The following is a 25956-nucleotide window of genomic DNA, read 5'->3' on the forward strand; positions in this document are numbered from 1 at the left end:
CAATATCGGTGAGAATGTTTATAATACGTATAGAGAAAATGACAAAAACTTTTCCATTTCGGAAAAGCGTTTGTCGATAATGAGGGATTTTTATGTTAATCCGTTACCGAAAAAACTATGAGAAAATCGCCATGGGACTGTTGTCGTTTATGCCGACGGAAAAAGACCTGAAACGGCTGCAGCAGACGATGAAACAGTATGAAACAAACAACGATTGGCAGCTGTTTTTATGGAAAGAAGGGGATGACATCGTCGGCATTATCGGCGTCCTGTTGCGCGCTCCTGATGTTGTGGAAATCCAGCACATCAGCGTCAATCCGTCACACCGCCACCAAGGGATCGGAAAACAGATGGTCAAGGCATTGAAAGAGGTGTACCCGGGCTGCCGATTGTGCGCCAACGAGTGGACCGCCTCGTTTTTCGATAAATGCCATGCGTGCAACGAATAACGAAACTAGCGCGGCTCCGCGCTCAGGCGGGCGGCGGAGGGGGAGGGAAGCCAACTCCTTCCGCTTTGGCCCGTTTTTTTTGTTCGCGTGCGGCGACGACGTCCGAGCGGTCGCGGCGCCGGTGTTTATCCACAAGATCAAGGTTGGCTAGGTCGCTGGCTTGCCCCCAAACGAGCTGCCGGTGGGCGCAGGCGGCCTGGCATTGCTCATAAAGGGAACGGTCGCGAATCGGCAGTTCGACGCTTTCGTACGGTTCGCCGCGGGTGATCCGCCCAGCCGTCTCGTCGAGCAAGCGGGCGAGCGCCTCGTCATCGAGGCCGAGCCGCCGGATCATCTCTTGCGCTTCGTCAAGCAGCGCCCGCGCCCGTCGAATGAGGCGCAGCGCTCCCGAGACGTTGCCGCGCCGGTAATGGTAAAAAGCGACCGCCGTTTGAATGAGCACAAGCCAACCTTTGTTTCGACCGTCTTGTTTCCAATGTTCCTCCAAAATTTCGTGGCATTCAAAATAATCGCGGTCGCTATGGAAATGGACCAAATACTCGATATACGCTTTTGGATACATCGGCCATCGTTCCTTTCAAAAGTGGGCCGCGCCATGTGAAGGCGGACGGCTCTTCTTCGATTATACGACTTCGGCGGCCTGCGGCGCAAAAAAGAGACTGTTTTCCGTTCGCTTCGCCGCTTCGTTATGATACAATAAATGTACTGCAGCTGGAGACGAGCCTACCGGGCGGTGGTTCTGGAAAAAATGGTGGGATGGATGTGCAATTGCCGTACAACGTCAAAATCGAAGCGTTTGAAGGGCCGCTTGATCTGCTTTTGCATTTGATCAACCGCTATGAAATCGATATTTACGATATTCCGGTCGCGCAAATTACGGAGCAGTATATGGCGTACATTCACGCCATGCAGGAGCTTGAGTTGGATATCGCCAGCGAATATTTAGTGATGGCGGCCACCTTGCTTGCGATCAAAAGCAAAATGCTGTTGCCGCCCTCCAATGAGGAAGCTGTCGACGGCGACATCGAGTGGGGCGATGACGGGGACCCGCGCGAGGAGCTGGCGCAGCGGCTGCTTGAATATAAAAAGTTTAAAGAGGCGGCGCGCGAACTGAAGCGGCGCGAAGAGGAGCGGGCGCTTTTGTTTACAAAGCCGCCGAGCGACTTAAGCGCATACGCGGATGAGAAAAAGGCGGCGCCGCTGGATGTGAACGTATACGATATGCTTGGCGCCTTGTCGAAGCTGTTGCGCCGCAAAAAACTGCAAAAACCGATGCGGGCGAAAATCTCCCGCCAAGATATTTCCGTCGAACAGCGCATGGCGGAAATTTTGCATGAACTAAAGCAGGCGAACGGGCGGAAAAACTTTTACGAGCTGTTTCCGTCCTACGATCGTTCGTATATCGTCGTGACGTTTTTGGCCATTTTAGAGTTGATGAAGCAAGACGAAATCATCGTTGAGCAAGAACGGAATTTCAGCGATTTGTTTCTTGCGGTGAAACCAGCCGGTTGAGGCGGTGCGGTTTGGCCGCGGCGGTTCGCTGCGGCGGGCCGCTTTTCTTTTGTTGTTTGCCCATGCCATGATAAGGCGGAGAGCTGACTCACATTGGGGTGAGAAGACTTGGGAAACGACGAAAACAGGAGGAAAGGAGGAGGGGCGCCAACGAGTTTGGCGTGGCAGAAGGGCGATGGAACAAAACGAAAGAGAAAAAAAGGGCGCCGGTGCGCCAAATTCGGCAAAGGCGATCGTGGAAGCGTTGTTGTTTGCTGCCGGCGATGAAGGGCTGTCACTTTCGCAAATCGCCGCTGTGTTGGAAGTCAGCGAGCTAGAGGCGAAAGCGGTGATCGAGGAGCTTCAACAAGACTGCCGACGGGAAGAGCGCGGCATCCAGCTTGTCGAACTTGGCGGCGTGTTTTTGTTGGCGACAAAAAAAGAACACGCCCCCTATTTAAAGAAGTTGGTCGAAGCGCCGGGAGCATCGCCGCTGTCGCAGGCGGCGCTTGAGACGCTCGCCATTATCGCATACCGCCAGCCGATTACGCGTGCGGAGATTGAGGAAATTCGCGGCGTAAAAAGCGACAAGCCATTGCAGACGCTGATGGCACGGGCGCTCATTAAAGAGGTTGGACGAGCCGAAGGAACCGGGCGGCCGATTTTGTACGGGACAACCCCGGAATTTCTCGATTATTTCGGGCTAAAAACGCTCGAGGAGCTGCCGCCGCTGCCGGAATGGGCGGACGATGGCGAATCCGAGCGGGAAGCGGATTTATTTTTCGAAAAATTAGCAGAAAATTTGAGCGATGGGCAGCCGGAATATGGTAAACTAAAGAAAAATGGCTGATCGGGAAGGAGAGCGCTCATGAACGTTTGCCGCCTGTACGGTGAAGAGCTGCAAAAGTCGCAATCGAACACGTTTGAAGACTATTTCAACCGCTCGGAAGTCACGTACCGCGACGGGGGCGAAGAGCGGACGCTGTCTGTGTTGTATTTGCGCCATTTTGAGGCGGCGCTGCTTGATTGGCTGCCGTATGAAAGCGATCCACTGTTTACGGCTAACGGGCGCGACATTCATTTGCGCGACATCATTGCTCTTGTCTGTTTATGGAAAAATCCGGCGTATCGGAAGCGAAAGCGCGTCTACATTCATGATGAAGAGGAATTGCGCCGTTATTTTGCTGAGGTAGACGCCAAAACGCTGCAGGCGCTTGTCAGCGAATGGGCGGAAACCGGCGAGTGCCGCTTGCCTGAACGGTCGGCGTAACGAGAAAATGCGGTTGGCGCCGCGTTTTCTGTGCGTCTGGACAAGGAAACCGTTTGGTGCAGCCGGCGGTTTGCCAAAGCAGCCTGCCTTTTTCAGAAAAAAGGGGGGGCTGACCCAAAACGCGAATATGTTTTGGGTCAGCCCGATTTTTTTGAGCGGTTTATCTATGGCTCATTTGCAGACCCGCTGCAGGGAAGCATCACGGCGATTCTGTTCTTCCTTGCTGTCTTTTCCTATGATGACTGCCCTCGCTCCTCTATGTATGAGCGGCCGGGAATTTGGGTGAATGCGGACAAGAACGATTTCCCCATGACAGCATACGATATGGCGAACAAAACAGGAGGAGGTTTTTACCAAATGGACGATCAGGTGTTGTTCGCCCAATATGCGGCTAGGGTGAACGAATGGGGAAATCAAGTCAAGGAGACGCTCGCTTTGCGTGGGGCAAGCACGGATGGCGCTTCGTCGCTGCTCGAGTTTATTGCCGAGCATGACGGCGAGTGGACGGAAGAGGCCGTCCGCGAGCTTCAGCGCCTTGCCGATGACGTGTATGTCGGTGCGCTTCGCCAGTATGTCATGGAAGCGGCTGCGTGGGGAAGACAAGTTGAACAGGCGCTGTCTACACGCAGGATGGCTGAGGATGTTGGGCTTTCGTCTTTGTTGGCGTACATCGATGGACACGGCGATGAATGGACCGAAGAAGCGATTTACGAGCTCCAGCGTCTTGTCGATGACGTATACACTCGGGCCGTCCGCCTGGCTGATTCGTCAGCTGCCGATCGGGAAGAAGAGGCGACGCAAGAACAAGTCGAAGGGGAATCGGTGTCGCCTGAACTGGAGAGTGAAAACAAAGAGAACGAAGACGGATGGCTTGACACCAGCGGGACGGCAGAGCGGGTTGAGGACGCAAAAGAGCCGGCTTTTATGGCGGAGCTCTCCGACTCGCCGACTGATGCAGCTGACGGCGAGCCGGATCAAGTGGACAACGTGACCGATGGAAAGCGACGCTGGGTGGATGCGGACGACGGCGGTGAGCCGCGTCAACAAGTAGCGCCCGGCCGTCATGTCTTGCCGCCGCTGCCGTACCGTTATGATGCGCTCGAGCCGCATATTTCCGAAGAAATCATGCGCCTTCACCATACGAAGCATCATCAAAGCTATGTCGACGGTCTTAATCAGGCGGAGCGGATGATGGCCGAGGCGCGCCGGACGAACAATTTTGATCTGTTGAAACATTGGGAGCGGGAAGCGGCGTTCCACGGCTCCGGGCATTATTTGCATACAATCTTTTGGTACAACATGCATCCAGAGGGCGGCGGCGAGCCGCGCGGGGAGCTGCGGGCGCAAATCGAGCGCGATTTTGGCAGTTTTACCGCCTTTCGCCGTCATTTCACCGAAGCGGCGAAAAGCGCCGAAGGGGTCGGCTGGGCGCTGCTCGTTTGGGCGCCGCGAGCGCACCGTCTGGAAATTTTGCAGGCGGAAAAACACCAGCTCATGGCGCAATGGGATGTGATCCCGCTTCTCGTGCTTGATGTGTGGGAGCATGCCTACTATTTGCAATACAAAAATGATCGGGCGGCGTACATCGAACATTGGTGGAACGTCGTCAACTGGCGCAACGTTGAAGAACGCTTTCATGAGGCGCAGAAGCTTCGTTGGCAGCCGTTTTAAACGGGCGGGGGGGAACCCCCTGCCCGTTTTTTTGGGAGAGCAGGCGCTGCGATCCATCAGGACACCTGTCCGCCGTTTCAAGGAGCGGCTTTCTCTTTGCAGGGAAAATGTCATCAACGCGCCCAGCGCAAGCGCCGGAGCGGATCGTTCAGGCTGTCTCCCCTTGCAACAGCATTTTTTCATCATATTTGTCCCATCGAGGCATACACTTGTACAAAACGCGGCTTTGGGGTTCAGCCTGTTTCCGCCGCGACGTTTCTTCGGCTGCGGCCCGTTCAGCCTAATCGGAAAGGAGGAACAGGCGATTCCTCCCCGCTCCTTAAAGGAGGGGGATCCTCGCCGATATGAGATGAATAAGCAGAAGCGGCTCATTGCGCTCATTCTTGCACTCGCTGCGGGGATTATGGCATTTGTTCCAGAGCGGATGCGCGCTATGGATGGGGTGAGCGCAAAAAGCGCGATTTTGATAGAGCAGCATTCCGGGCGGGTTTTGTTTGCCAAGGATGCCTATACAAAACGGCGCATCGCCAGCATTACGAAAATTATGACCGCCATTTTGGCGATTGAATCGGGGAAGATGGACGACACGGTGACGGTCAGCGCCCGCGCTGTCCGGACCGAAGGGTCGTCAATTTACTTGCGCCAAGGGGAGAAAATCAAACTGCGCGATTTGGTATATGGGCTGATGCTTCGTTCCGGCAACGACGCGGCGGTGGCCATCGCTGAACATGTCGGCGGCAGCGTCGAAGGATTTGTTTTTTTAATGAACCAAAAAGCGGCTGAAATCGGGATGCGTGATACCGAGTTTGCCAATCCGCACGGGTTGGATGACGCGGAAAACCACTACTCAACCGCGTACGATATGGCGCTGCTCATGCAATATGCGATGAAAAACAAAGAGTTTCGGCGCATCTCGGGGACGAAGGTGTACCGCGCCCCCGCTCCGCCCGGCGAAGACGGCGCGCGTGTGTGGCGAAATAAAAACAAGTTGTTGACAAGTCTTTACGAATATTGCACCGGCGGCAAAACCGGCTATACGAAACGGGCCCATCGCACGCTCGTGACGACGGCATCCAAAGGCGGCATCGATTTGATCGCCGTGACGTTGGATGCACCGGACGATTGGAATGACCATATCGCTATGTACGAATATGGATTTTCTCATTATCACATCGCCAAAGTGAGCAGCGAGCGGGTGGTCGACAAAATTTCTGATCCGTTTTACCGCGGGCGGCTGCAGGCGGTCCGCGATTTGCGATATCCGGTGACCGATAAAGAGGAGAGCGGGCTGCGGGTGAAAGTGTATTTGCTGAAGCCGCGCAAGGAATGGGAAAAATACCCAGAACGGGCGCCGACAGAGGTCGGAAAGGCGGTGCTTTATTTGCATCAAAAGGCGGTTGATTCGGTGCCGCTGCTGTATGAACCGGGAAAGGAAGGAAGCGGCCGAGGGTTTTTATGGCAAGTATTTCGCTTTTTAGGTGTGAGAAGCGATGGTTAACCTCATTTGGGTGATGATGGCGGTCATTGGCATCGTCTTTGCGGCGGCCAACGGCACGATGGACGAAGTGAACAAAGCGGTGTTTGAAAGCGCCAAAGAAGCGGTGACGATCAGCATCGGCATGGTCAGCATTTTAGTGTTTTGGCTCGGGCTGATGGCGATCGCTGAACGCGCCGGCTTGCTTGACAAAGCGGCGCGCCTGTTTATGCCGCTCGTACGCCGCTTGTTTCCAGAGGTGCCGCCCGGCCATCCCGCGCTCGGCTATATCGTCTCGAATATGGTCGCCAACATGTTCGGCCTTGGCAATGCGGCGACGCCGATGGGCATAAAGGCGATGGAGCAGCTAAAAAAGCTCAACGGCGGCCGCGACGAGGCTAGCCGGTCGATGGTGACATTTTTGGCCATGAACACATCAGGCATTACGCTCATTCCGGCGACCGTCATCTCGATCCGCATGACGTACGGTTCAGCGGCGCCGAGCGAGATCATTGGGACGACGATCGTCGCTTCGACGATTTCGACGATTGGGGCGGTATTGATTGACCGGTACTATTATTGGAAACGGATGCGGAAAGGCAGGAAGCCATAATGGCCATCGTCCAACTTCTTTCTGTTTGGCTGATCCCTGCGCTCATTGCTTTTATTTTGCTTTACGGTACAGCAAAGAAAGTGCCGACGTACGAAGCGTTTGTGGAAGGCGGCAAGGAAGGGATCGAGATCGCGTTTTCGCTCATCCCGTATTTGGTCGGCATGTTGGTGTCGGTCGCCATTTTCCGAGCCTCAGGGGCGCTTGATGCCATGATGGAAGTGATCAAACCGCTGGCTGATGCCATTGGACTGCCGGCCGAAGTCGTTCCGCTTGCGGCTCTCCGCACGCTTTCCGGCACGGCGGCGCTCGGCATGACGACCGATTTGATCGCTACTTACGGCCCGGATTCGTTCATCGGGCGCCTTGCTTCTACGATCCAAGGCAGTACGGAGACGACGCTTTACGTGCTCACCGTCTATTTTGGCGCCGTCGGCGTCAAAAAAATGGGCGATGCGTTAAAAGTCGGCATTTTGGCCGACATTCTCAGCTTTATTGTTTCTGTTTTCATCGTTTTGTTTGTATTCGGGCGCTAGCGGCGCCTTTTTTCGTTCCCGCCGTCCGGCGGGTTTTTTGTTTGCAAAGGGGACGGGAAAGGTGAAAAATAAAAGTGCCGCACTTGTATCTGTTAGACGGAAAGGGTAAGATGATGAAAGAGGTGAGAGAGAATGGAACGGTTGCAAAAAGTGATCGCCCGCGCCGGCATCGCGTCAAGGCGCAAGGCGGAAGAACTCATTTTGCAAGGGCGGGTGAAAGTGAACGGCCGCGTCGTCAAGGAGCTTGGCGTCAAGGTCGGGCCGCGCGATGATGTCGAAGTCGACGGCATCCCGATCGAGCGCGAAGAGCCGGTGTATTATTTGCTGTACAAGCCGCGCGGGGTGATTTCCAGCGTCAAAGATGACAGAGGCCGCAAAGTGGTGACCGATTTTTTCAAAGATCTGGACAAACGCATTTATCCGATCGGGCGGCTTGACTACGATACGTCTGGACTGCTTTTGTTGACGAATGACGGCGACTTTGCCAACCTGCTTATGCACCCGCGGTATGAAATTGAAAAAGTGTACATTGCCAAAGTGAAAGGCATTCCAACGCACGAGCAGCTGAAACGGCTCGAACAAGGAGTGCAGTTGGAAGATGGCATGACGGCGCCAGCCAAAGTGAAGCTGCTCTCCGCCGACCGGAAGAAGGGGACAGCCATTGTGGAAATCCGTATCCACGAAGGACGAAACCGGCAAGTGCGCCGCATGTTTGAGGCGATCGGCTGCGAGGTGCTGAAGCTGAAGCGGGAGCGGTACGCGTTTCTCGATTTGAAAGGGCTGCGCCCCGGCGAATACCGCGAGCTGACGCCGCATGAGGTGAAGTTGCTGCGCGTCCTTGCCCAATCCGGGGGAAGAAAATGACGAAGATTGTCACATAACGTTCATATCCTTGCGCATAAACGAGCGAGGGACTTTGCTATAATGGAAAATGGGAGATTGTGAACCGCTTGCCTCCCCTCTACCGTTGGCTGTGGGGGAGGAGAAACGTAAAGGGGTTTGAACGATGAAAAAACAACAGCGCTTAGTGATGAGGACAGCGATTTTGCTCGTGTTGCTCGCGGCGATCGGCTATACGATTTACACGAATTTTTTCACGGAGAAAACGGCTGTCGCTGTTGGTTCGACGGCGCCTGATTTTGTGCTGACCGATTTGAAAGGGCATGAACATCGTCTTTCAGACTATCGCGGCAAAGGCGTTTTTTTGAACTTTTGGGGAACGTGGTGCAAGCCGTGCGAGCGGGAGATGCCGTATATGAACGAGCTGTACCCGATTTACAAAAAACAAGGGGTTGAAATTTTGGCTGTCAATGTCGGTGAACCGAAGTTGAGCGTTGAAAGGTTCGCGGAACGGTTCGGCCTGACATTTCCGATTGTGATCGACCGTCAAGATCAAGTATTGAACGCCTATAACGTCGGGCCGCTGCCGACAACGTTTTTGATTGACAAAAACGGCGAAGTAAAACAAATCATTACCGGAACGATGACGAAAGAAGACATCGAACGGCATCTAGAAAGCATCAAACCGTAAGGAGTTTTGCGCCATGGAACACGTCAAATGCGAATGCGGCCATGTCAATCCGCACGGCACGGCGTTTTGTGAGTCGTGCGGCAAGCCGCTTGCCGATTTGGGAGAAAAACTGATTTTGGACATGCGCTACGAAGGAAGCGCGCGCCGATCGCAAACGTACAAAAAAACGATGATCGACCAAATTTGGGCGTTTTTCTCGTCGGTCAAAGTCGGGGTGGCGCTCATCGTCATCACGCTCATCGCTTCGGCGATCGGCACGATTTTCCCTCAGCAAATGTATATTCCGCCGAACGTCGATCCGGCGGAGTATTATAAGCAGCAGTACGGCTGGGCAGGGAAGCTGTATTATGAGCTCGGCTTTAACAACTTGTACGGCTCATGGTGGTACATTTTGCTCATCGCCTTAATCGGCGTTTCGCTTGTCATTTGCAGCTTGGATCGGGTCGTTCCGCTTTACCGCGCCTTGAAGCGGCAAGGGGTGAAGCGCCATCCGCGCTTTTTAGAGCGGCAGCGGTTGTTTGGCGTCTCGCATGTGAGCGATCTCGACAAGACGATGGCTGTGTTGAAAGAACGGCTGGCTGCGCGGCGCTACCATGTCCGCGAGGAAGACGGGCATTTGCTCGCTGAAAAAGGGCGGTTTTCCCGCTGGGGGCCGTACGTCAATCATATCGGCCTCATCATTTTCTTGATCGGGGCGATGCTTCGTTCCGTTCCCGGCATGTACATCGATCGGGTGATGTGGATTCCGGAAGGGGAGACGAAAGAAATTCCTGGGACGAACGGCCGCTACTTTTTAAAGAGTGAAAAATTTATTTTTGAAACATATGAGAAAGGCAAAGACAACGAAGTGTTCAACGCTGCCATCGACCGCGTCGGCAACGGGATGATCGCCAAAAACTATCAAACAAACGTCGTGTTGTATAAGCGTGTCGGTCCTGTGATCCCCGGCGCCAAGCCGAAGCTTGAAAAAGTGAAGGAGTATCCGATTCGCGTCAACGAGCCGCTGGAGTTCGACCATTATGCGCTCTACCAAGTCGATTTCCGCTTGAATGAGCCGAAAGCGATGTCATTTCAGTTGGCGGACAAGCAGTCGGGGGAAACGTTCGGCACGGTGACGGTCGACTTGTATGATCCGAAAGAGTCGTACAATCTCGGACATGGGTATCGCGTTGAGCTATTAAGCTATTTTCCTGATTTTGAGTTTGATGAAGACGGCAATCCGTCAACGAAGTCGCGCGTGCCGAACAATCCGGCGTTCGTGTTCAAAATGTACGCGCCGGACCGTCCGAAAGGGGAAGTAAGCTTTGTCGCCATCCAGCAGACGATCGAACCGTTTGGCAACAACAAATACAAAATGGCGTTCGCGGGGCTTCAAACCCGCAATGTCTCCGGTTTGACCGTCCGCCGCGACTTTACGCTTTGGATTTTAGGGGTAGGCGGCGCGATTTTCATGATCGGGCTCATCCAAGGGATGTATTGGAACCACCGCCGCATTTGGGTGCAGCGGGTAAACGGTGAGCTATGGATTGCCGCGCACACGAATAAAAACTGGTTCGGCTTGAAAAACGAGCTGCGCCGTTTGCTTGACGGCACCGGCGTCATGATGCCGGCTGATCAGCTCGAAAACGACAAAAAAGCCGGACAAGGGGGACAAGTCCATGGACATGGTACAGCTTAGCAGCACGTTGCTATATATCGCGTTCGTTCTATATTTAATCGGCACGTTCTTTTTTGGCGGAGCCATTCGCGACAAGCGAAAAGAACGGCAAGAGAAGGATCGTTGGTCGCAGCTTGGCATCTCCGTGACGATCATCGGCTTTCTCGCCCAAGTCGGCTATTTTGTGACGCGCTGGATCGCCGCCGGGCACGCGCCCGTGAGCAACTTGTTCGAGTTTACGACCTTTTTCGGCATGATGCTGGTTGCTGCTTTCATTATTATTTATTTCATTTACCGGCTGAGTGTGCTCGGCTTGTTTGCGCTGCCGGTCGCGTTGCTTGTGATTGCTTACGCAAGCATGTTTCCGCGGGAAATTTCGCCGCTCATTCCCGCCTTGCAAAGCGATTGGCTGCACATCCATGTGACGACGGCGGCGGCTGGTGAAGCGATTTTGGCCATCAGCTTTGTCGCTGGGCTCATCTATTTGATTCGCGTCGTCGATCAATCGAAGCCGTCGAAACGGACGTTTTGGCTCGAAGTGGTCATGTTTTGCTTAATTACCACGCTCGGCTTTGTCATCGTTTCGACAGCGTTCGGTCTTTCTGGGTATGAAGCGAAGTTCACGTGGGTGGACAAAAACAAGCAGACGGTTGAGGTCATCTACGATATGCCGGCGCTCGTTGGGCCGCACAAAGGGGAGCTTATGAAAGAAAGCGCCGGCCGCATGGAGCCGCTTGTTGAGATGCCGGCGATCATCAATGCAAGAAAGCTCAATACGGTCATCTGGTCGCTCATAGCCGGAACGGCGCTGTACATCATGCTTCGGCTTCTCTTGCGCAAGCGCGTTGCCGCCGCGCTCAAGCCGCTCGTGAAGAACGTTAACTTGGATTTGACCGATGAGATCAGCTATCGGGCGGTGGCGATCGGCTTTCCGGTGTTTACGCTCGGGGCGCTCATTTTCGCGATGATTTGGGCGCAAATCGCCTGGACGCGTTTTTGGGGCTGGGACCCGAAAGAAGTATGGGCGCTTATCACTTGGCTGTTTTACGCTGCCTTTTTGCACCTTCGTTTGTCAAAAGGCTGGCATGGTGAAAAGTCGGCATGGCTCGCCGTCATCGGCTTTGCCATTATTATGTTTAACTTAGTGGCGGTCAACCTCGTCATTGCGGGATTGCACTCGTACGCCGGAACATAATGGAAAACAACCGGATGCTCTGTTGGCGAGCATCCGGTTTTTCGGTAAACTAGAAAATAGGGAGTGTTTCCATTGATGATGGGAGGGTGCAAAGCATTGGAAAAACAAGAAAAAACCGTCCGTATTTTAGTGGTTGACGATGAAGAGCGCATCCGGCGGCTCTTGAAAATGTATTTGGAGCGGGAAAACTATGTGATCGATGAGGCCGGTGACGGCAATGAAGCGTTGGAGAAGGCGTTGACGAATGATTATGATGTCATTTTGCTCGATCTGATGCTGCCGGGCAAAGATGGAATTGAGGTGTGCAAAGAAATCCGCGCGCAAAAAACGACGCCGATTATGATGTTGACGGCAAAAGGCGAAGAATCCAACCGCGTGCAAGGGTTTGAAGTCGGCACGGATGATTACATCGTCAAGCCGTTCAGTCCGCGCGAAGTCGTGCTGCGCGTAAAAGCGCTGTTGCGCCGCGCGGCGAACGCCGCCTACGCGCCGGTGGAGACGACGGCGAAAGACGTGCTTGTGTTTCCGCATTTGACGATTGACAACGATGCCCACCGGGTGACGGTCGACGGCAAGGAAGTCAGCTTAACGCCGAAAGAATATGAGCTGCTTCTCTTTCTGGCCCGCTCGCCCGACAAAGTGTTCGACCGCGAACAGCTGCTCAAAGAAGTATGGCATTACGAGTTTTTCGGCGACTTGCGCACGGTCGACACCCACATTAAACGGTTGCGCGAAAAGTTGAATAAAGCGTCGCCGCAGGCGGGAAAAATGATCGTCACCGTCTGGGGCGTCGGCTACAAGTTTGAGGCAGTGAGCGACTAATGTGGCTGTTTCGCAGCGTCGTCGGCAAGCTATGGTTTACGATTTTGTTGCTCGTTTCGTGCGTGCTGTTTATTTTAAGCATTTTGCTTATTAAATTTTTGGAAGATTATTATGTGCAGGAAGCGGAAAACGACTTGACCCGCCTGGCGACAAAAGTGGCCGAGGTGATGCACGATTACCGCGACGAGCAGCTTGCCCGCTCGATCGCTTGGACGCTTGTGGACAATCGAACGAAAGCCGTCATCGTCGCCGATGAGTCGCACTATTGGTATTCGCCTGGCGATGCTGGGTTGGACAATATGCCGCTGTCGTCGATTCGCCAAGATCGGGACTTGCGGCGTGTGCTGACAGATGGGAAAACGGTGAAAAAGCGTTTGTATATGCCGGAGCGGCATCCAAAAGAAAAGCTGCCCCGTGATATGATCATTGTCGGCGTGCCGATGTCGATGCCGGATGGCAGCCGAGGAGCTGTGTTTATCTATCAGTCGCTCGAGGCGATCGCCGACGCGACGGAGCGGACGAAAGAGTTAATTTTTCTCGCCGCGTTTATCGCCATTGTCATGACGACGTTTTTTGCCTTTTTCTTGTCGACGCGCATCACCGCTCCGCTCCGGAAAATGCGGCAAGCCGCGTTCGAAATGGCGCGGGGCCATTTCGATATGAAAGTGCCGATTTTAACGAACGATGAGATCGGTGGGCTGGCGATGGCGTTCAACCAAATGGGACGGCGTCTGCAGTTTAACATCAACGCCTTAAACCAGGAAAAAGAACAGCTCGCCAGCATTTTAAGCAGCATGGCCGATGGCGTCATTACGTTTAACCGCGACGGGGAAATTTTGATTACGAACCCGCCGGCTGAGCGGTTTTTGCAGGCGTGGTATTTTGAGCAAGGGAACGACGCGGAAGCGATGGCGCCGTTGCCGCCGCAAGTGAAAGAGCTGTTTGCCCGCGTCGTTCGCGAGGAGAAGGAGCAATCGACCGAAGTGACGCTGCAGGGGCGGACGTGGGTTATTTTAATGACGCCGCTGTACGGCAAAACGATGGTGCGCGGCGCGGTGGCTGTTTTGCGCGACATGACCGAAGAGCGGCGGCTTGACAAGCTGCGCAAAGACTTTATCGCCAACGTTTCGCACGAATTGCGCACGCCGATTGCCATGCTCCAAGGCTACAGCGAGGCGATCATCGACGATATCGCGGCGAGCGAAAAAGAGAAGAAAGAGATGGCGAAAGTCATTTATGACGAGTCGCTGCGCATGGGCCGCCTTGTTAACGATCTGCTTGACTTGGCGCGCATGGAAGCTGGCCATATCGAGCTAGAGTACGAACAAGTCAAGCTTGTTCCTTACATCGAGCGGGTGATCCGCAAGTTTTACGGGCTGGCGAAAGAAAAGCAGATTGAGCTGACAGCCGAGTTTCCCGATCGGGACATCGAAATCGCTCTCGACCCGGATCGGATCGAACAGGTGCTGACGAACTTAATTGACAACGCCATCCGCCATACGGAATCGGGCGGCACAGTTCGCCTCATCATCGAACCAAGCGGCGACGGCGTGACGATCCATGTCCAAGACTCTGGTTCCGGCATTCCCGAAGAGGATTTGCCGTTTGTGTTTGAACGGTTTTACAAAGCCGATAAAGCGCGCACGCGCGGCCGTTCCGGCACCGGGTTAGGCCTTGCCATCGCCAAAAACATCGTCGAAGCGCATAAAGGGCTCATTACCGTTCACAGCAAACTGAACGAAGGAACGACGTTTTCGTTTTATTTGCCGGCCCGCGGACCGAAAGGAGCGTAGCGCCGTTTGGAAGAGCGGGGAAGCCACGGCTTCCCTGCTTCTTTCATACTGAAGCGAGCTGGTTGACGGATTTGTTTTAGTGGTATAGACAACTAGAATATATAATGTTATAATGAGAGGCAGAAAGTGGGGAATCGCGATGAAGCGGTGGATATTGAAAAATGCCGAGGTGTATGCAGAAACAGGAAACATTGAACAAGGGTATGTGCTGATCGAAGGGGAAAAAGTGGCCGCGATCGGGCCGATGTCGTCATGCCCAACTGATGCAGGGGCGGAAGTGATCGAGCTTTCCTCACGGTTTTCCATCGTGCCGGGATTCATCGACGTCCATATTCATGGGGCGGCTGGGGCGGATGTCATGGATGCGACCCCGGAGGCGCTTTACAAGATGGCCAACGCCTTGCCGGCGGAAGGGACGACGAGCTTTTTGGCGACGACGATGACAGCGCCAAGCGAACAAATCGAAGCCGCGCTTCGCAACGTCGCTCGCTATATGGCGGAGGCGAACAGGCCGGGAGCGGCCGAAGTGCTCGGTGTTCATCTGGAAGGACCGTTTTTGTCGCCGAAGCGCGCCGGAGCGCAGCACCCGCGCCATCTCGCCGATCCGGACATCTCACTGTTCCAGCACTGGCAAAAGGCGGCGGGCGGCCATATCCGCCTTGTCACGCTTGCCCCAGAGCGGAACGGGGGGCTGGAACTTGCCGCCTACTTGAAACAGACGGGTGTGATCGCTTCGATCGGCCATTCCGATGCCGTTTACGACGAAGTAAAAGCGGCGGTCCATGCAGGGGTGACGCATGCGACCCACCTGTTCAATGGGATGCGCGGCATCCATCACCGTGAACCGGGTGTCGCCGGTGCTGCGCTTATGTTTGAAGAAGTGATGTGCGAGCTGATCGCCGACGGGTTGCACGTTGCGCCGCCGATGGTCCGCTTCGCTTACCGGAATAAAGGAAGCGATGGGCTCATATTAATCACCGATGCCATGCGGGCGAAATGTCTAGGTGATGGGCGGTATGAACTTGGCGGCCAAGAGGTGACTGTTCGGGGCCAAGAGGCGCGGCTTGCCGACGGCACGCTGGCGGGAAGCGTGCTCAAGCTTGGCGAGGCCATCCGCCGTGTGCTCGATTATACTGGCTGCACGCTTGAAGAGGTGATCCGCATGGCGAGCTGGAATCCGGCGAAACAGCTTGGCTTGCTTGATCGGAAAGGCAGCTTGCGGCCCGGCAAAGACGCCGATGTCGTCGTTTTGAATGAACGATATGAAGTCATGATGACGTTTTGCCGCGGCGCCCTTGCCTATCGCAAGCCGGATGAAAGGAGTGGAGAGCGATGGCCATGAAGCTTTTGAAAGTTGCTGACTACGCAGAGATGAGCCGTCAGGCGGCGGACATCATCATCAAACAAGTCAAGGAAAAGCCGAACGCCGTTCTCGGCTTGGCGACCGGCTCGACCGTGCTCGGTGTGTACCGCGAATTGGCCGCCGATCATCGGCAGCATGGGACATCGTATCGGCTCGTGCGCACGGTCAATTTGGATGAATACGTAGGCCTTGGCCCGGATCATCCGAACAGCTATCGCTATTATATGAATCAGCATTTGTTTGCCCAATTGGACATCCCGCTTCATCAGACGCATGTGCCGGATGGCTTGGCCGCTGATCTTGACGAAGAATGCCGCCGTTACGAGCGGCTCATCGATGAATTGGGCGGCATCGATTTGCAGCTCTTGGGCATCGGCCGCAACGGCCATATCGGCTTTAACGAGCCAGGAACGCCGTTTTCGACAGCCACCCACGTCGTCGAGCTGACCGAGCTGACACGGGAAGCGAACGCCCGCTTTTTTCCATCGCTTGATGACGTGCCGCGCTATGCCATTACGATGGGAATTGCGACCATTTTGCGCAGCCGCCGCATCGTGCTGTTGGCGTCAGGGGAGGAAAAAGCGGACGCCATGGCCCGGCTTCTCGAAGGCGTTGTCACACCGGACTTGCCGGCTTCAGCGCTTCACCTTCATCCGGACGTGACGATCATCGCCGACTGCGAGGCGCTCTCGCTCATCCCAAAGGAAAAGCGGCGGGTGGATGCGCCGTGATCGATAAACAGTCGCCGATTCCGATTTACTATCAGCTCGAGCAATATATGAAAGAAAAGATCGAAAAAGGGGAGTGGCAGCCGGGCGAAATGATCCCGTCTGAGCGCGAGTTGGCGGAAATGTATGACATCAGCCGGATGACCGTTCGGCAGGCGGTCAACAATTTAGTGAACGATGGCTATCTCATCCGCCGGCGCGGGAAAGGAACATTTGTCGCCGCCCAAAAAATCGAGCAGCCGCTGAAAGGGCTGACGAGCTTTTCCGAAGATATGCGGGCGCGCGGCATGGAGCCCGGCACGATCGTCCTCAGCTTTGAGATGGTTCCAGCTTCCGAGAAACTCGCTGAAGGGCTTGGCGTCACGGAAGGCGATGACCTTTACGAAGTCCGCCGCCTTCGGTTGGCCGACGGCTTGCCGATGGCGTTGGAGACGCTGTACATTCCGGTCAATCTCGTCCCCGGACTGACGCGTGATGTTGTAAGCGGTTCCGTCTATGAATTTATCGAAAAAGAAAAAGGGATGATCATCGGCTCCGCTGTTCAAACATTGGAAGCATCTGTCGCCCGCAAGGTGGAGGCGGAGCATCTGAAGATGAAAGAAGGGGCTCCGGTGCTATTGCTTGAGCGCCGCACGCACCTTGTCGACGGTCGGCCGCTTGAAGTCGTCAAATCGGTGTACCGCGGCGACCGGTACAAATTTATGATTGAGATGAAAAGGGGAGGATCATGATGTTAGGCTTTTTACAGCGGCTTGGAAAAGCATTAATGCTGCCGATTGCCGTTTTGCCGGCGGCAGGATTGTTGCTTCGGCTCGGTCAGCCTGATTTATTGAATATTCCGTTTATCGCAGCCGCAGGCGATGCAGTGTTTTCCAATTTAGCGCTCATTTTCGCCATCGGCGTGGCCATCGGTTTTTCGAAAGACGGCAACGGCGCGGCGGCGCTTGCTGGGGCGATCGGCTACTTTGTCTTGACAAAAGGGGCCGCCGCGATTGATAAAGACATCAATATGTCCGTATTAGGCGGCATCATCTCCGGAGTGATCGCCGGGCTTTTATACAACCGTTACCATGATATCAAGTTGCCCGACTGGCTAGGCTTCTTCGGCGGACGGCGGTTTGTGCCGATCGTGACATCGCTTGTCATGCTCGTGCTTGCCTTGATTTTTGGCTATGTATGGCCGCCGATTCAAGATGGCATCAACGCGGTCGGCCATTGGATCGTTGGTGCCGGGGCGGTTGGCGTCGGCATTTTCGGGTTCCTCAACCGGTTGCTCATTCCAGTCGGATTGCACCATGTGTTAAACAGCTTCGTCTGGTTTGTGTTTGGCGAGTATAACGGAAAAACGGGCGATTTAAGCCGCTTTTTCGCCGGCGACCCGGATGCGGGCATTTTTATGGCCGGCTTCTTCCCGATCATGATGTTTGGCCTGCCCGCGGCAGCGCTGGCGATGATCGCGGCGGCGAAAAAAGAGCGTCGCAAAGCGGTCGCCGGCGCGCTCCTTGGCGTGGCGTTGACGTCGTTTTTAACCGGGATTACGGAGCCAATTGAGTTTCTATTCATGTTTTTATCGCCATTGCTCTACGTTGTCCATGCCGTGTTGACCGGCTTGTCGCTCGCAGTGGCGACAATGCTTGACATCCACCACGGGTTTACGTTCTCGGCCGGGGCGATTGACTTTTTCTTAAACTACGGCATTGCGAAAAAACCGTATTTGTTGATTGTTCAAGGTCTTGTATATGCTGTCGTCTATTTCGTCGTCTTCTATTTCCTCATTACGAAGCTCGATTTGAAAACGCCGGGGCGTGAAGATGAGGTAGAGGGAGAGTTTGCCGACAGCGGTGCGGCGCAGTTGGGCGTCAAATACGAGGACCTTGCTGCAAAATATATCGAGGCGTTAGGAGGAAAAGATAATCTCGCGCAAATTGACAATTGTGTCACACGCTTGCGCCTAAAAGTGAAAGACATGTCAAAAGTCAACGAAGCAGAATTGAAACGTTTGGGAGCGAAAGGCGTGCTTCGCCTCAACCAAACGGATTTGCAAGTGGTCGTTGGCACGGATGTCGAATTTCTGGCCAACGCTATGAGAAAATAAGGAACAACGAAGCCGTTCTTTTAAGGGACGCCAGAAAGGGGGAGCTCCGGTGAAGCGGCTGTTGGATTGCAACGCCTCCGATTTTCGTCGGATGACAGGAAAACAGTTAAAACAATCGATTCAAGCGTCAGAAGGCAGGGTGATCGTCGCGGAAGTCGTCGGGGAATTCGCGCCGCTGTATCCGGCGGTCACCAACGCTGAACTGGCCACGGCGTTTGGGGCGGATTTGCTGTTGTTGAATTGGTTCGATGTGTTCCGGCCGGTTGTGAACGGGTTGGACACGAACGAACCGAATCAAATGGTGGAACGGTTAAAGCAGTTGACAGGGCGCCCGGTTGGCGTCAATTTGGAGCCGGTTGACCCAAATGCAAAACAGCTTGAGGAGCTTGCGACGCTGCCAAAAGGGAGAATGGCAACGGCCGAGTCGCTGCAACAAGCAAAACAGCTAGGATTTGATTTTGTTTGCCTAACAGGAAACCCGAAAACAGGCGTGACGAATGATGAGATTGTGAAAGCCATCGAAACGGCGCGGTCCATTTTAGGCGAGGATGCTCTCGTGATGGCTGGGAAAATGCACGCGGCAGGCGTTGCCGATGAAGCGGGAAGCGGGATCGTATCGGAAGAAGTGGTGGTGCGTTTCATTCACGCTGGTGCGGATGTCGTTTTGATGCCGGCTCCTGGAACGGTGCCGGGGGTGACATTAGACAAGACAGAGAAGCTTGTTCAGGTGGCGCATGAACATGGGGCGCTTGCGATGCTGACGATCGGCACAAGCCAAGAAGGAGCTGACGAGAGTACGATTCGTCAAATCGCGCTTGCAAGCAAAATGGCTGGGGCGGATCTACATCATATCGGCGACGCTGGCTATCATGGCATCGCTGTTCCAGAGAATATTATGGCGTATTCGATCGCCATTCGCGGCAGACGCCATACGTATATTCGCATGGCAAGATCGCCGTTGAGATAAAGTGGAATATGATCAGTCGGTCCCAAAAGCATTCGCTTTTGGGGCGTTTTTTTGCCGGGAGAGGATAGGATGGGAGCCAAGATGATGGAAAAATAAGTTTGCGGATGTGGGAAACATTTGCCTTGTACCGCCGCCTCTATTTATTTTGTGATCAAATGAAAGAACAAATTTGTGATAAAATGAAAAAACAAATGGGAAAGCATTGCGAGTGGCGGGGAGAATATGATGATTGCCGAGCCATTATTTCATCTCATTCTCATTTTCAGCGTATTGTTGCCGCTTGTATCGTTGACAGTGTTGGCGCTGTTGGGGGTAGCAGAAAAAGAAGTGGATTATTGGCAGTTGGAACATGCGCGCCTTCGATTGGAAAAAGAACTTCAAGAAAGCAAGTATATGCAGCTCCATCAACAAATCCGACCGCATTTCTTTTTCAATGCGTTGAACGCTTTCTTATCCTTGGCGCGCTTAGGAAAAAATGAAGAAATGATTCGGGGAATGGAGCATTTTGCGCTGTTTTTGCGTGATAGCTATGAGACGAAACAGCCGCTTATTCCGTTCAAACAAGAATGGGCGCATACAAGCAACTATCTAGCGGTGCAGCAACTTCGCTTCGGTTCACGGCTGTCGGTGTCGGTGCAAATGGATCCGGATGGAGAGCGTGCGCTCATTCCTTCTTATACGTTGCAAACGCTGGTGGAAAACGCATTCAAACATGGCCTTGAGAAAAAAGCGGGTGAAAAATGTTTGGCGATCGATTTTCGACGCCAAGGCAACTGGGTATATTTGCGCGTCTGCGATAATGGCAATGAAGGGAAGGAGTTATCCATCGCGAATGGAGGTGTCGGCTTGGATAATTTGCGCAAGCGGTTTGCTCTTTTGTTTGATTTGCCAACTCAGCTCGTGTTGCAAAAAGATGAGCGCGGGTGGACAGAGGCGCTTGTCGTTTGGCCGTATGTTCCAGGGGATGAGGGATAAACGATGAAGGTGTTGATTGTCGATGATGAATATTTAGAATTGGAACAACTCACGTATTTGGTGAAGCGGAAATATCCGCATTGGGAAGTATGGCCGGCGGAGGATGCCGCAGAGGCGAAACGGTTGGCCGCATCCCATCGCTTCCGGCTGGCGCTGATCGATATCCACCTTCCTGGACAGTCCGGGTTGGATTTGGCCTATGAGCTCAAACAAAAACAGCCCGATCTAGCCTTGATCATTATCACAGCCTACCAAGATTTTGCTTATGCCAAACGGGCGATTCAGCTTGAAGTGCTCGACTACTTGGTGAAGCCGCTCATCGAGAGCGAGTTTGATCAAGCGCTGTCGAAATTTGAACAAAAGCATCCGGAAGCGCTCGTCTCGTCCCCGCTCATCCGCGCGGCGCTCGAATATGTGCACTGTCATTATGCGCAAAAAATCAGCTTAACCGAGGTAGCCGCTGCCGTGCATGTACATCCAGCCTATTTGAGCAGGCTGTTTGTTGAGGAGATCGGCATCCATTTTAAGGATTACGTCAATCGATATCGGATTGAAAAGGCGAAAGAGCTGTTGACCAAAAAGCCGGATTGGTCCATGGCACGCATTGCTGAGGAGACAGGATTTTCTAGTCAACATCATTTCAGTCATTTGTTTCGAAAATATGTCGGCATCCCGCCTACGAAGTATAAGGAGACCAATGGATAATGGACTGGTATATGCTTTTATTCATGGCATGCGTACTGCTGCTTGCTGCTGTGCCGCATATTGGTCGCCGCAGTTTTATCGGAGCGGAGGCGCTTGGATTAAGCAAGGGGGTCAATGCTCTGTTACTGCGTTTTGCATCCGGGGAGCTGCTGTTGTTTGGATGCTATGCTTTTATTCATGGCGGAGTGGCGGCGGGGGTGGTGACGGCTATGGCGGTATGGGCCGCCGTTTTTGTGCTTTGGCGTTCAGCAGCGGCCGTGCGCTATCGTTCCCTAACAAAGGAAGGGGATCGCTGGCCGGACTGCTGTTTTACGGCGCGGGCTTTGTTTTTCTTTCGGTTTTTTGTTCGCCTTCTTTCGATCGGCCGGCTGCTTACCGTTGTCGTGTTATGTGCCTATTTGTTGCAGCAACTCTTTCGTTTTTCTCCGACTTTTTTATTCATTTGGTTCGTCTATGTGTACGTGTTTACCGTGCTCGCCGGTTGGTTGGGGATGCGGAAAATCGGAACGGTTCTGCTATACATTGTTTATATAGTGATGGGAATGGTTCCGTTTGCCTATTATCTAACGGGCGGTGTGGCGCGGCAATATGAGATGATTGTACGAACTGTCCCAGCTTCCCTCGATGTGAACATGGTTTCGTTGTTCGTGTTGTTTTGGGCTGTGCTGGCGGCGGCTGCCGGGCAATGGTTGGCCGACGAGTATGTATGGGATATTGCATCAATATTGAAAAAAGAACGCGTTGCGCTGACGTTTTCTATGGCCGCGTTTTGCCTTGCTCCGCTTCCGTTGGCCGTTGCAGCCTTATGCGTCCCGTATGCGGCGGCCGCTTCGACTGCCGCCATACTGAAACGGTGGCTGCTTCATTCTTCTGTCTTGATTGCTTGGCCGCTTACTATTGCCTTGCTGGCGGCGTTGTCACTCAGCTTATCCCTTTCCTTGCATTCCGTTGTGCAAATTTTTTGGCACAGGTGGAGCAGGCATCTCTCATGGACATATGTCATCTCTTTTTTGCTTGTACTAGCCCTCTTTTTTATTGCTCCTCTTCTTCCGATGCGGATGGTCATGTTTTCGACCGCCTTGCTTGCCTCCTCGTGTTTTGGGTTGGCTGCTTTACGGACAGGAGAGAAACCGATGGGGGTTATAGGCATGATCGGATGGGTATGTTTGTTTGCTATCGCCTGGCGATGGGGAATGCGCCATAATGTGCTGGAGGCCATAGCATGGAATGGGATTGGCGGTTTCTTGTTTACTCAGATTTATCGATTAATTCAAAAAATAAAGAAGTAACAAAAATGAATCAAAAAAATGCAAAACAGTTTGTTTGCTCCCTGTTATAATGAGACAAAAACGAAAGGGAGGAAAGCGGACATGTCATTTGTTCCATGCACAACGGCCATTTATTCATTTAGCAAAAACCACCAACCGGTTCGAACAGTCCAGTCAGGGGAAACGTTTGTCATCGAAACGTACGACTGTTTCCAAAATCAAATTACTTCAAGCGAAACGCCGTTTGACTCGATCGATTGGAATCATATCAATCCGGCGACCGGACCGATCTATATTGAAGGGGCGGAACCCGGTGACATTTTAGCGGTAAAAATTGAACAGATTCGCCTCAAAGGACAGGGGGTCATGGCTGTCGGCCCAGGGCTCGGGGTGCTTGGCGACCGGATTCCGCAGTTTGAGGCAAAAATGATTCCAGTAGAAGAAAACCGGGCCGTATTTGACGAGCATCTTTCTATTCCATTAAATCCAATGATTGGCGTCATCGGGGTAGCGCCGAGCGGTGAGGATGTGTCGTGCGGAACGCCCGGGCCGCATGGCGGCAATATGGATACAAAGCTCATTACAACAGGGGCAACCGTTTACTTCCCGGTTTTTGTCAAAGGGGCGTTGTTCGCATTAGGCGATTTGCATGCGGCGATGGGGGACGGCGAAATCGGCGTGTCTGGTATCGAAATTTCGGGGGAAGTGACGGTCACCGTCCGGGTGATGAAAGGATATTCGCTTAACCATCCACTGTTGCAAAACGATGATGGCATTGCGACGATCGTCTCGGCCAAAACGTTGGATGAGGCGGTCAAACAGTCGGTTGAGGAAATGGTTAATTTGCTGTTGCCGCACACTCCGTTGACGCTGAACCATTTGACGATGGTGCTTAGCGCTGCCGGTCAGACACAAATCAGCCAAGTCGTTGACCCGCTCGTCACGGCGCGTTTCTTTGTACCGCGATTTGTGCTTGAAGCGTATGGCATCCGCCTGTTTGAGGATTGAGGAGGGAACGGCGATGGCGCAACTTGAAACGAACACATCGGTCGAGTCGCTTGGTTATAAACAGGAATTAAAACGGTCGCTCACATTTGTTGATTTGTTGATTTACGGAATGGTGTTCATGGTGCCGATCGCTCCTTTCGGCATTTACGGGTATGTAGCGCAAGGGTCAAAAGGGATGGTCGCCTTAGCATACTTAATCGGAATGGTGGGGATGATTTTCACCGCCTTGAGCTACGCCAGAATGGCCGAGGCGTTTCCAATCGCTGGTTCCGTGTATTCCTACGCCCAGCGGGGAATGAATGAATATGTCGGTTTTATGGCAGGCTGGGTCATTTTGCTTGATTACATTTTCGTTCCGGCTCTTCTCTATTTGGTCAGCGCTGCTGCCTTAGCCGATATTGTGCCGCAAGTGCCGATTTCCGTGTGGCTCGTTCTGTTTATTGCCATGAATACGGTCATTAATATTCTCGGGATCGAGATGACGGCCAAAGCGAACAAAGTGATTGTTGTTTTAGAGCTCATCGTCCTTGCAGTGTTTGTGATCACAGGAATTATTGCGATTATAAAAGGTGTCAATGGAGCGCAGTTTACGTTCAAACCGCTGTACGATCCTAATCATTTCAGCGCGGAGACGGTGATGGGGGCGGTGTCGGTGGCCGTCTTGAGCTTCCTTGGTTTTGATGCGGTGTCGACGCTGGCTGAGGAAACAAGGGACGGGAAATCATCGATCGGCAAAGCGATCATTTTCGCTTTGCTCGTTGTCGGTGCGCTTTTCATCGTGCAAACATGGGTCGCCGCTCTCATTTGGCCTGATTATACGACGTTTAAAAACGCGGACGTGGCGTTTTATCAGATTGCGGAGCTGGCAGGCGGACCATGGCTGAAATGGACAACGATCGTCGCCACCGCGCTTTCGTGGGGGATCGCGAACGCGCTCGTCGCCCAAGCAGCCATCTCCCGCATTTTGTACAGCATGGGTCGCGACCGTAAACTGCCCAGTGTGCTGGCTAAAGTGCATCCGAAATTTCAAACGCCATACGTCAGCACATTGCTTGTCGCTGTGATTTCGCTCATTGTCACGACGGTGTTCGCCTCACAAATTGATAAACTCGCTTCGCTTGTCAACTTTGGCGCCCTGACGGCTTTCCTCTTTTTGCATGTGTCGGTGATGAACTATTTCTTGCGCAAACAAAAGAGTAACGATTATATTAATCATCTCTTGTTTCCGCTCATCGGTTTTGTTATCATCGGCTATGTATGGATGAATCTGGACCCGCTCAGCAAAAAGCTAGGATTGATTTGGATCGCGATTGGACTCGTTTATCTGGTCTTTTTGCGACTCACGAACAAAGACTCCCGTCTAAGCGGGGAACTGTAGTTGCTTGTAAGGCCTGACGCCGTCATAAAAGGCGTTGGGTCTTTCGTTTTTTGCCGACGATGAAACATTTTTTCGATCGCGACGTATTACGAATGAGAGTACGGCGCCTTGTTAAGGCAAAACACCGTTCATCCGCAATAGGCGGGCGCCGATAAAACATGGAAGGAGCCGGGGGAACATGAGCATGTTTGGAAAAGTCGCCGCCGATGTGCTTGGGCTAAGCGACATCGGCTCGGTTATTCAACCGAAAGACTATGACAAAGTAGATGCCGATGATTATGTGATGCACGAGGATGGAGAAAAAATCTATTTTCTTATCAAATCGAAATCGGATGAGTATTGCTTCACCAACCGCGCGCTCATTCATCTGGACGGCACGAGCGCTGCGAGCAAAAAACGGACGCTGCGCCGCTACGATTACTATAAGCATCCGATTTCCGACGTGTCGCTCGAAACAGCCGGGACGGTCGACTTGGACGCGGAAATCAAATTTAAAATCGGGTCGCACTGCTATTCGATTGATGTGCATAAAAAGCATATTGAGGAATTGAAAGATTTGTATAAATCGCTGCTGGCGATCGCGGAGATTTGCCATGAAAACGAAATGAAATTCCACTATGCTGAGCGGAGTTTGGAACTGGCGGTCAAGGTGTTTGCCAACATGCGCGGCGACGGCGTCAATGTGTCGGCGGATTTTCAGGCCGTGAATGAATACGCTTTTTGCTGGCTGACGGAAGCGAAAAAGAACTATACGGTGAAGGATTTCGGGTTTGTGTTTGACAAATATATTCAACAGTGACGAGATGAAGGTTGTATCGGGGAAAGACGCCGTGCCAGAGGTGGGGCGTCTTTCCTAATTTTTTTAGCGACATATGGAAAAGGAACGTTTCTCCGCAGCCGGAAGAAACTCAAAAGATGAGGTTTGTGGGAATCGATGAATAGGCAACATGGCGGCATTTGACATCGCGGA

26 protein-coding genes are annotated in these 25956 nt (G+C 53.1%); 25 read left to right on the plus strand and 1 reads right to left on the minus strand.

Annotation, left to right across the window (positions count from 1 at the left end; translation table 11 throughout):
• Nucleotides 1-92 precede the first annotated feature (92 nt).
• A complete protein-coding gene (locus CWI35_RS16985) occupies nucleotides 93-449 on the plus strand; it encodes a GNAT family N-acetyltransferase (protein ID WP_011231775.1) in 357 nt (118 codons plus the stop codon).
• 22 nt (nucleotides 450-471) lie between these two features.
• Here the strand turns inward: CWI35_RS16985 and CWI35_RS16990 are convergent, their stop codons facing one another.
• The gene (locus tag CWI35_RS16990; RefSeq protein WP_011231774.1) at nucleotides 472-1011 is read right to left on the minus strand and encodes a DUF309 domain-containing protein; all 540 of its coding nucleotides are present in this window, start codon (nucleotides 1009-1011) and stop codon (nucleotides 472-474) included.
• 194 nt (nucleotides 1012-1205) lie between these two features.
• Here CWI35_RS16990 and CWI35_RS16995 point away from each other — a divergent pair, with 194 nt between their 5' ends.
• The 24 genes from CWI35_RS16995 (at nucleotide 1206) to CWI35_RS17110 (ending at nucleotide 25785) form a co-directional block, all read left to right on the plus strand.
• Nucleotides 1206-1961 carry a segregation/condensation protein A gene (locus CWI35_RS16995; RefSeq protein WP_020278275.1) on the plus strand — a complete coding sequence of 252 codons (756 nt, stop codon included), beginning with the start codon at nucleotides 1206-1208 and terminating at the stop codon, nucleotides 1959-1961.
• A 175-nt stretch (nucleotides 1962-2136) separates the two neighbouring features.
• Nucleotides 2137-2790, plus strand: coding sequence for an SMC-Scp complex subunit ScpB (gene scpB / locus CWI35_RS17000; protein WP_011231772.1), 654 nt, complete (start codon nucleotides 2137-2139; stop codon nucleotides 2788-2790).
• A gap of 18 nt (nucleotides 2791-2808) precedes the next feature.
• A complete protein-coding gene (locus CWI35_RS17005) occupies nucleotides 2809-3210 on the plus strand; it encodes a hypothetical protein (protein ID WP_011231771.1) in 402 nt (133 codons plus the stop codon).
• Nucleotides 3211-3567: 357 nt separating this feature from the next.
• Entirely contained in the window at nucleotides 3568-4881 is a 1314-nt protein-coding gene (locus CWI35_RS17010) for a superoxide dismutase (RefSeq protein WP_119878027.1), read from the plus strand.
• Between the two features lie 349 nt (nucleotides 4882-5230).
• A complete protein-coding gene (locus CWI35_RS17015) occupies nucleotides 5231-6379 on the plus strand; it encodes a D-alanyl-D-alanine carboxypeptidase family protein (protein ID WP_014196241.1) in 1149 nt (382 codons plus the stop codon).
• Nucleotides 6372-6968 (plus strand): nucleoside recognition domain-containing protein, encoded by a 597-nt coding sequence (locus CWI35_RS17020; protein WP_011231767.1) that lies wholly within the window; start codon nucleotides 6372-6374, stop codon nucleotides 6966-6968. The genes CWI35_RS17015 and CWI35_RS17020 overlap by 8 nt, the downstream gene beginning before the upstream one ends.
• Nucleotides 6968-7501, plus strand: a complete 534-nt coding sequence (locus CWI35_RS17025; protein ID WP_011231766.1) for a spore maturation protein — start codon at nucleotides 6968-6970, stop codon at nucleotides 7499-7501. Before CWI35_RS17020 ends, CWI35_RS17025 begins: the two co-directional genes overlap by 1 nt.
• Before the next feature lie 132 nt (nucleotides 7502-7633).
• Nucleotides 7634-8365, plus strand: coding sequence for a pseudouridine synthase (locus tag CWI35_RS17030; protein ID WP_011231765.1), 732 nt, complete (start codon nucleotides 7634-7636; stop codon nucleotides 8363-8365).
• Between the two features lie 142 nt (nucleotides 8366-8507).
• Nucleotides 8508-9032: a thiol-disulfide oxidoreductase ResA gene (gene resA / locus CWI35_RS17035; RefSeq protein WP_119877950.1), complete on the plus strand. Its 525-nt coding sequence runs from the start codon at nucleotides 8508-8510 to the stop codon at nucleotides 9030-9032.
• Between the two features lie 13 nt (nucleotides 9033-9045).
• Nucleotides 9046-10710, plus strand: coding sequence for a cytochrome c biogenesis ResB family protein (locus CWI35_RS17040; protein WP_014196240.1), 1665 nt, complete (start codon nucleotides 9046-9048; stop codon nucleotides 10708-10710).
• Nucleotides 10697-11884: a c-type cytochrome biogenesis protein CcsB gene (gene ccsB / locus CWI35_RS17045; RefSeq protein WP_011231762.1), complete on the plus strand. Its 1188-nt coding sequence runs from the start codon at nucleotides 10697-10699 to the stop codon at nucleotides 11882-11884. The genes CWI35_RS17040 and ccsB overlap by 14 nt, the downstream gene beginning before the upstream one ends.
• A 75-nt stretch (nucleotides 11885-11959) precedes the next feature.
• A complete protein-coding gene (locus CWI35_RS17050) occupies nucleotides 11960-12706 on the plus strand; it encodes a response regulator transcription factor (RefSeq protein WP_014196239.1) in 747 nt (248 codons plus the stop codon).
• Nucleotides 12706-14499 carry an ATP-binding protein gene (locus CWI35_RS17055; protein WP_119877951.1) on the plus strand — a complete coding sequence of 598 codons (1794 nt, stop codon included), beginning with the start codon at nucleotides 12706-12708 and terminating at the stop codon, nucleotides 14497-14499. The genes CWI35_RS17050 and CWI35_RS17055 overlap by 1 nt, the downstream gene beginning before the upstream one ends.
• Before the next feature lie 139 nt (nucleotides 14500-14638).
• Complete coding sequence (nagA, locus tag CWI35_RS17060) at nucleotides 14639-15841, plus strand: N-acetylglucosamine-6-phosphate deacetylase (RefSeq protein ID WP_020278279.1); 1203 nt, start codon at nucleotides 14639-14641, stop codon at nucleotides 15839-15841.
• On the plus strand, nucleotides 15832-16593 hold the full coding sequence (nagB, locus tag CWI35_RS17065; protein ID WP_119877952.1) for a glucosamine-6-phosphate deaminase: 762 nt from the start codon (nucleotides 15832-15834) through the stop codon (nucleotides 16591-16593). Before nagA ends, nagB begins: the two co-directional genes overlap by 10 nt.
• Nucleotides 16590-17321, plus strand: coding sequence for a GntR family transcriptional regulator (locus CWI35_RS17070; protein WP_011231757.1), 732 nt, complete (start codon nucleotides 16590-16592; stop codon nucleotides 17319-17321). The genes nagB and CWI35_RS17070 overlap by 4 nt, the downstream gene beginning before the upstream one ends.
• The gene (gene nagE, locus CWI35_RS17075) at nucleotides 17321-18685 is read left to right on the plus strand and encodes an N-acetylglucosamine-specific PTS transporter subunit IIBC (protein ID WP_021322078.1); all 1365 of its coding nucleotides are present in this window, start codon (nucleotides 17321-17323) and stop codon (nucleotides 18683-18685) included. Before CWI35_RS17070 ends, nagE begins: the two co-directional genes overlap by 1 nt.
• Nucleotides 18686-18734: 49 nt before the next feature.
• Complete coding sequence (locus CWI35_RS17080; RefSeq protein ID WP_014196233.1) at nucleotides 18735-19652, plus strand: DUF7916 family protein; 918 nt, start codon at nucleotides 18735-18737, stop codon at nucleotides 19650-19652.
• A 225-nt stretch (nucleotides 19653-19877) separates the two neighbouring features.
• Nucleotides 19878-20627, plus strand: a complete 750-nt coding sequence (locus tag CWI35_RS17085; protein ID WP_012820711.1) for a sensor histidine kinase — start codon at nucleotides 19878-19880, stop codon at nucleotides 20625-20627.
• Between the two features lie 3 nt (nucleotides 20628-20630).
• Entirely contained in the window at nucleotides 20631-21332 is a 702-nt protein-coding gene (locus tag CWI35_RS17090; RefSeq protein ID WP_011231754.1) for a response regulator transcription factor, read from the plus strand.
• Nucleotides 21332-22621 (plus strand): hypothetical protein, encoded by a 1290-nt coding sequence (locus CWI35_RS17095; protein WP_011231753.1) that lies wholly within the window; start codon nucleotides 21332-21334, stop codon nucleotides 22619-22621. The genes CWI35_RS17090 and CWI35_RS17095 overlap by 1 nt, the downstream gene beginning before the upstream one ends.
• 81 nt (nucleotides 22622-22702) lie before the next feature.
• A complete protein-coding gene (locus CWI35_RS17100) occupies nucleotides 22703-23608 on the plus strand; it encodes an acetamidase/formamidase family protein (protein ID WP_011231752.1) in 906 nt (301 codons plus the stop codon).
• A 13-nt stretch (nucleotides 23609-23621) separates the two neighbouring features.
• A complete protein-coding gene (locus CWI35_RS17105) occupies nucleotides 23622-24986 on the plus strand; it encodes an APC family permease (protein ID WP_011231751.1) in 1365 nt (454 codons plus the stop codon).
• Nucleotides 24987-25170: 184 nt separating this feature from the next.
• Nucleotides 25171-25785 (plus strand): PH domain-containing protein, encoded by a 615-nt coding sequence (locus CWI35_RS17110; RefSeq protein ID WP_020278285.1) that lies wholly within the window; start codon nucleotides 25171-25173, stop codon nucleotides 25783-25785.
• The last annotated feature ends 171 nt before the right edge of the window (nucleotides 25786-25956 follow it).

Origin of the sequence: [Bacillus] caldolyticus (assembly GCF_003595605.1) — a bacterium.
Classification (GTDB): domain Bacteria; phylum Bacillota; class Bacilli; order Bacillales; family Anoxybacillaceae; genus Geobacillus; species Geobacillus thermoleovorans.

Coding starts and splice junctions, on each gene's coding strand:
- CWI35_RS16985 (WP_011231775.1), top strand. CDS start 93: ATGTTAATCCGTTACCGAAAAAACTATGAGAAAATCGCCATGGGACTG.
- CWI35_RS16990 (WP_011231774.1), bottom strand. CDS start 1,011: ATGTATCCAAAAGCGTATATCGAGTATTTGGTCCATTTCCATAGCGAC.
- CWI35_RS16995 (WP_020278275.1), top strand. CDS start 1,206: ATGGATGTGCAATTGCCGTACAACGTCAAAATCGAAGCGTTTGAAGGG.
- scpB (WP_011231772.1), top strand. CDS start 2,137: ATGGAACAAAACGAAAGAGAAAAAAAGGGCGCCGGTGCGCCAAATTCG.
- CWI35_RS17005 (WP_011231771.1), top strand. CDS start 2,809: ATGAACGTTTGCCGCCTGTACGGTGAAGAGCTGCAAAAGTCGCAATCG.
- CWI35_RS17010 (WP_119878027.1), top strand. CDS start 3,568: ATGGACGATCAGGTGTTGTTCGCCCAATATGCGGCTAGGGTGAACGAA.
- CWI35_RS17015 (WP_014196241.1), top strand. CDS start 5,231: ATGAATAAGCAGAAGCGGCTCATTGCGCTCATTCTTGCACTCGCTGCG.
- CWI35_RS17020 (WP_011231767.1), top strand. CDS start 6,372: ATGGTTAACCTCATTTGGGTGATGATGGCGGTCATTGGCATCGTCTTT.
- CWI35_RS17025 (WP_011231766.1), top strand. CDS start 6,968: ATGGCCATCGTCCAACTTCTTTCTGTTTGGCTGATCCCTGCGCTCATT.
- CWI35_RS17030 (WP_011231765.1), top strand. CDS start 7,634: ATGGAACGGTTGCAAAAAGTGATCGCCCGCGCCGGCATCGCGTCAAGG.
- resA (WP_119877950.1), top strand. CDS start 8,508: ATGAAAAAACAACAGCGCTTAGTGATGAGGACAGCGATTTTGCTCGTG.
- CWI35_RS17040 (WP_014196240.1), top strand. CDS start 9,046: ATGGAACACGTCAAATGCGAATGCGGCCATGTCAATCCGCACGGCACG.
- ccsB (WP_011231762.1), top strand. CDS start 10,697: ATGGTACAGCTTAGCAGCACGTTGCTATATATCGCGTTCGTTCTATAT.
- CWI35_RS17050 (WP_014196239.1), top strand. CDS start 11,960: ATGATGGGAGGGTGCAAAGCATTGGAAAAACAAGAAAAAACCGTCCGT.
- CWI35_RS17055 (WP_119877951.1), top strand. CDS start 12,706: ATGTGGCTGTTTCGCAGCGTCGTCGGCAAGCTATGGTTTACGATTTTG.
- nagA (WP_020278279.1), top strand. CDS start 14,639: ATGAAGCGGTGGATATTGAAAAATGCCGAGGTGTATGCAGAAACAGGA.
- nagB (WP_119877952.1), top strand. CDS start 15,832: ATGGCCATGAAGCTTTTGAAAGTTGCTGACTACGCAGAGATGAGCCGT.
- nagE (WP_021322078.1), top strand. CDS start 17,321: ATGTTAGGCTTTTTACAGCGGCTTGGAAAAGCATTAATGCTGCCGATT.
- CWI35_RS17085 (WP_012820711.1), top strand. CDS start 19,878: ATGATTGCCGAGCCATTATTTCATCTCATTCTCATTTTCAGCGTATTG.
- CWI35_RS17090 (WP_011231754.1), top strand. CDS start 20,631: ATGAAGGTGTTGATTGTCGATGATGAATATTTAGAATTGGAACAACTC.
- CWI35_RS17095 (WP_011231753.1), top strand. CDS start 21,332: ATGGACTGGTATATGCTTTTATTCATGGCATGCGTACTGCTGCTTGCT.
- CWI35_RS17100 (WP_011231752.1), top strand. CDS start 22,703: ATGTCATTTGTTCCATGCACAACGGCCATTTATTCATTTAGCAAAAAC.
- CWI35_RS17105 (WP_011231751.1), top strand. CDS start 23,622: ATGGCGCAACTTGAAACGAACACATCGGTCGAGTCGCTTGGTTATAAA.
- CWI35_RS17110 (WP_020278285.1), top strand. CDS start 25,171: ATGTTTGGAAAAGTCGCCGCCGATGTGCTTGGGCTAAGCGACATCGGC.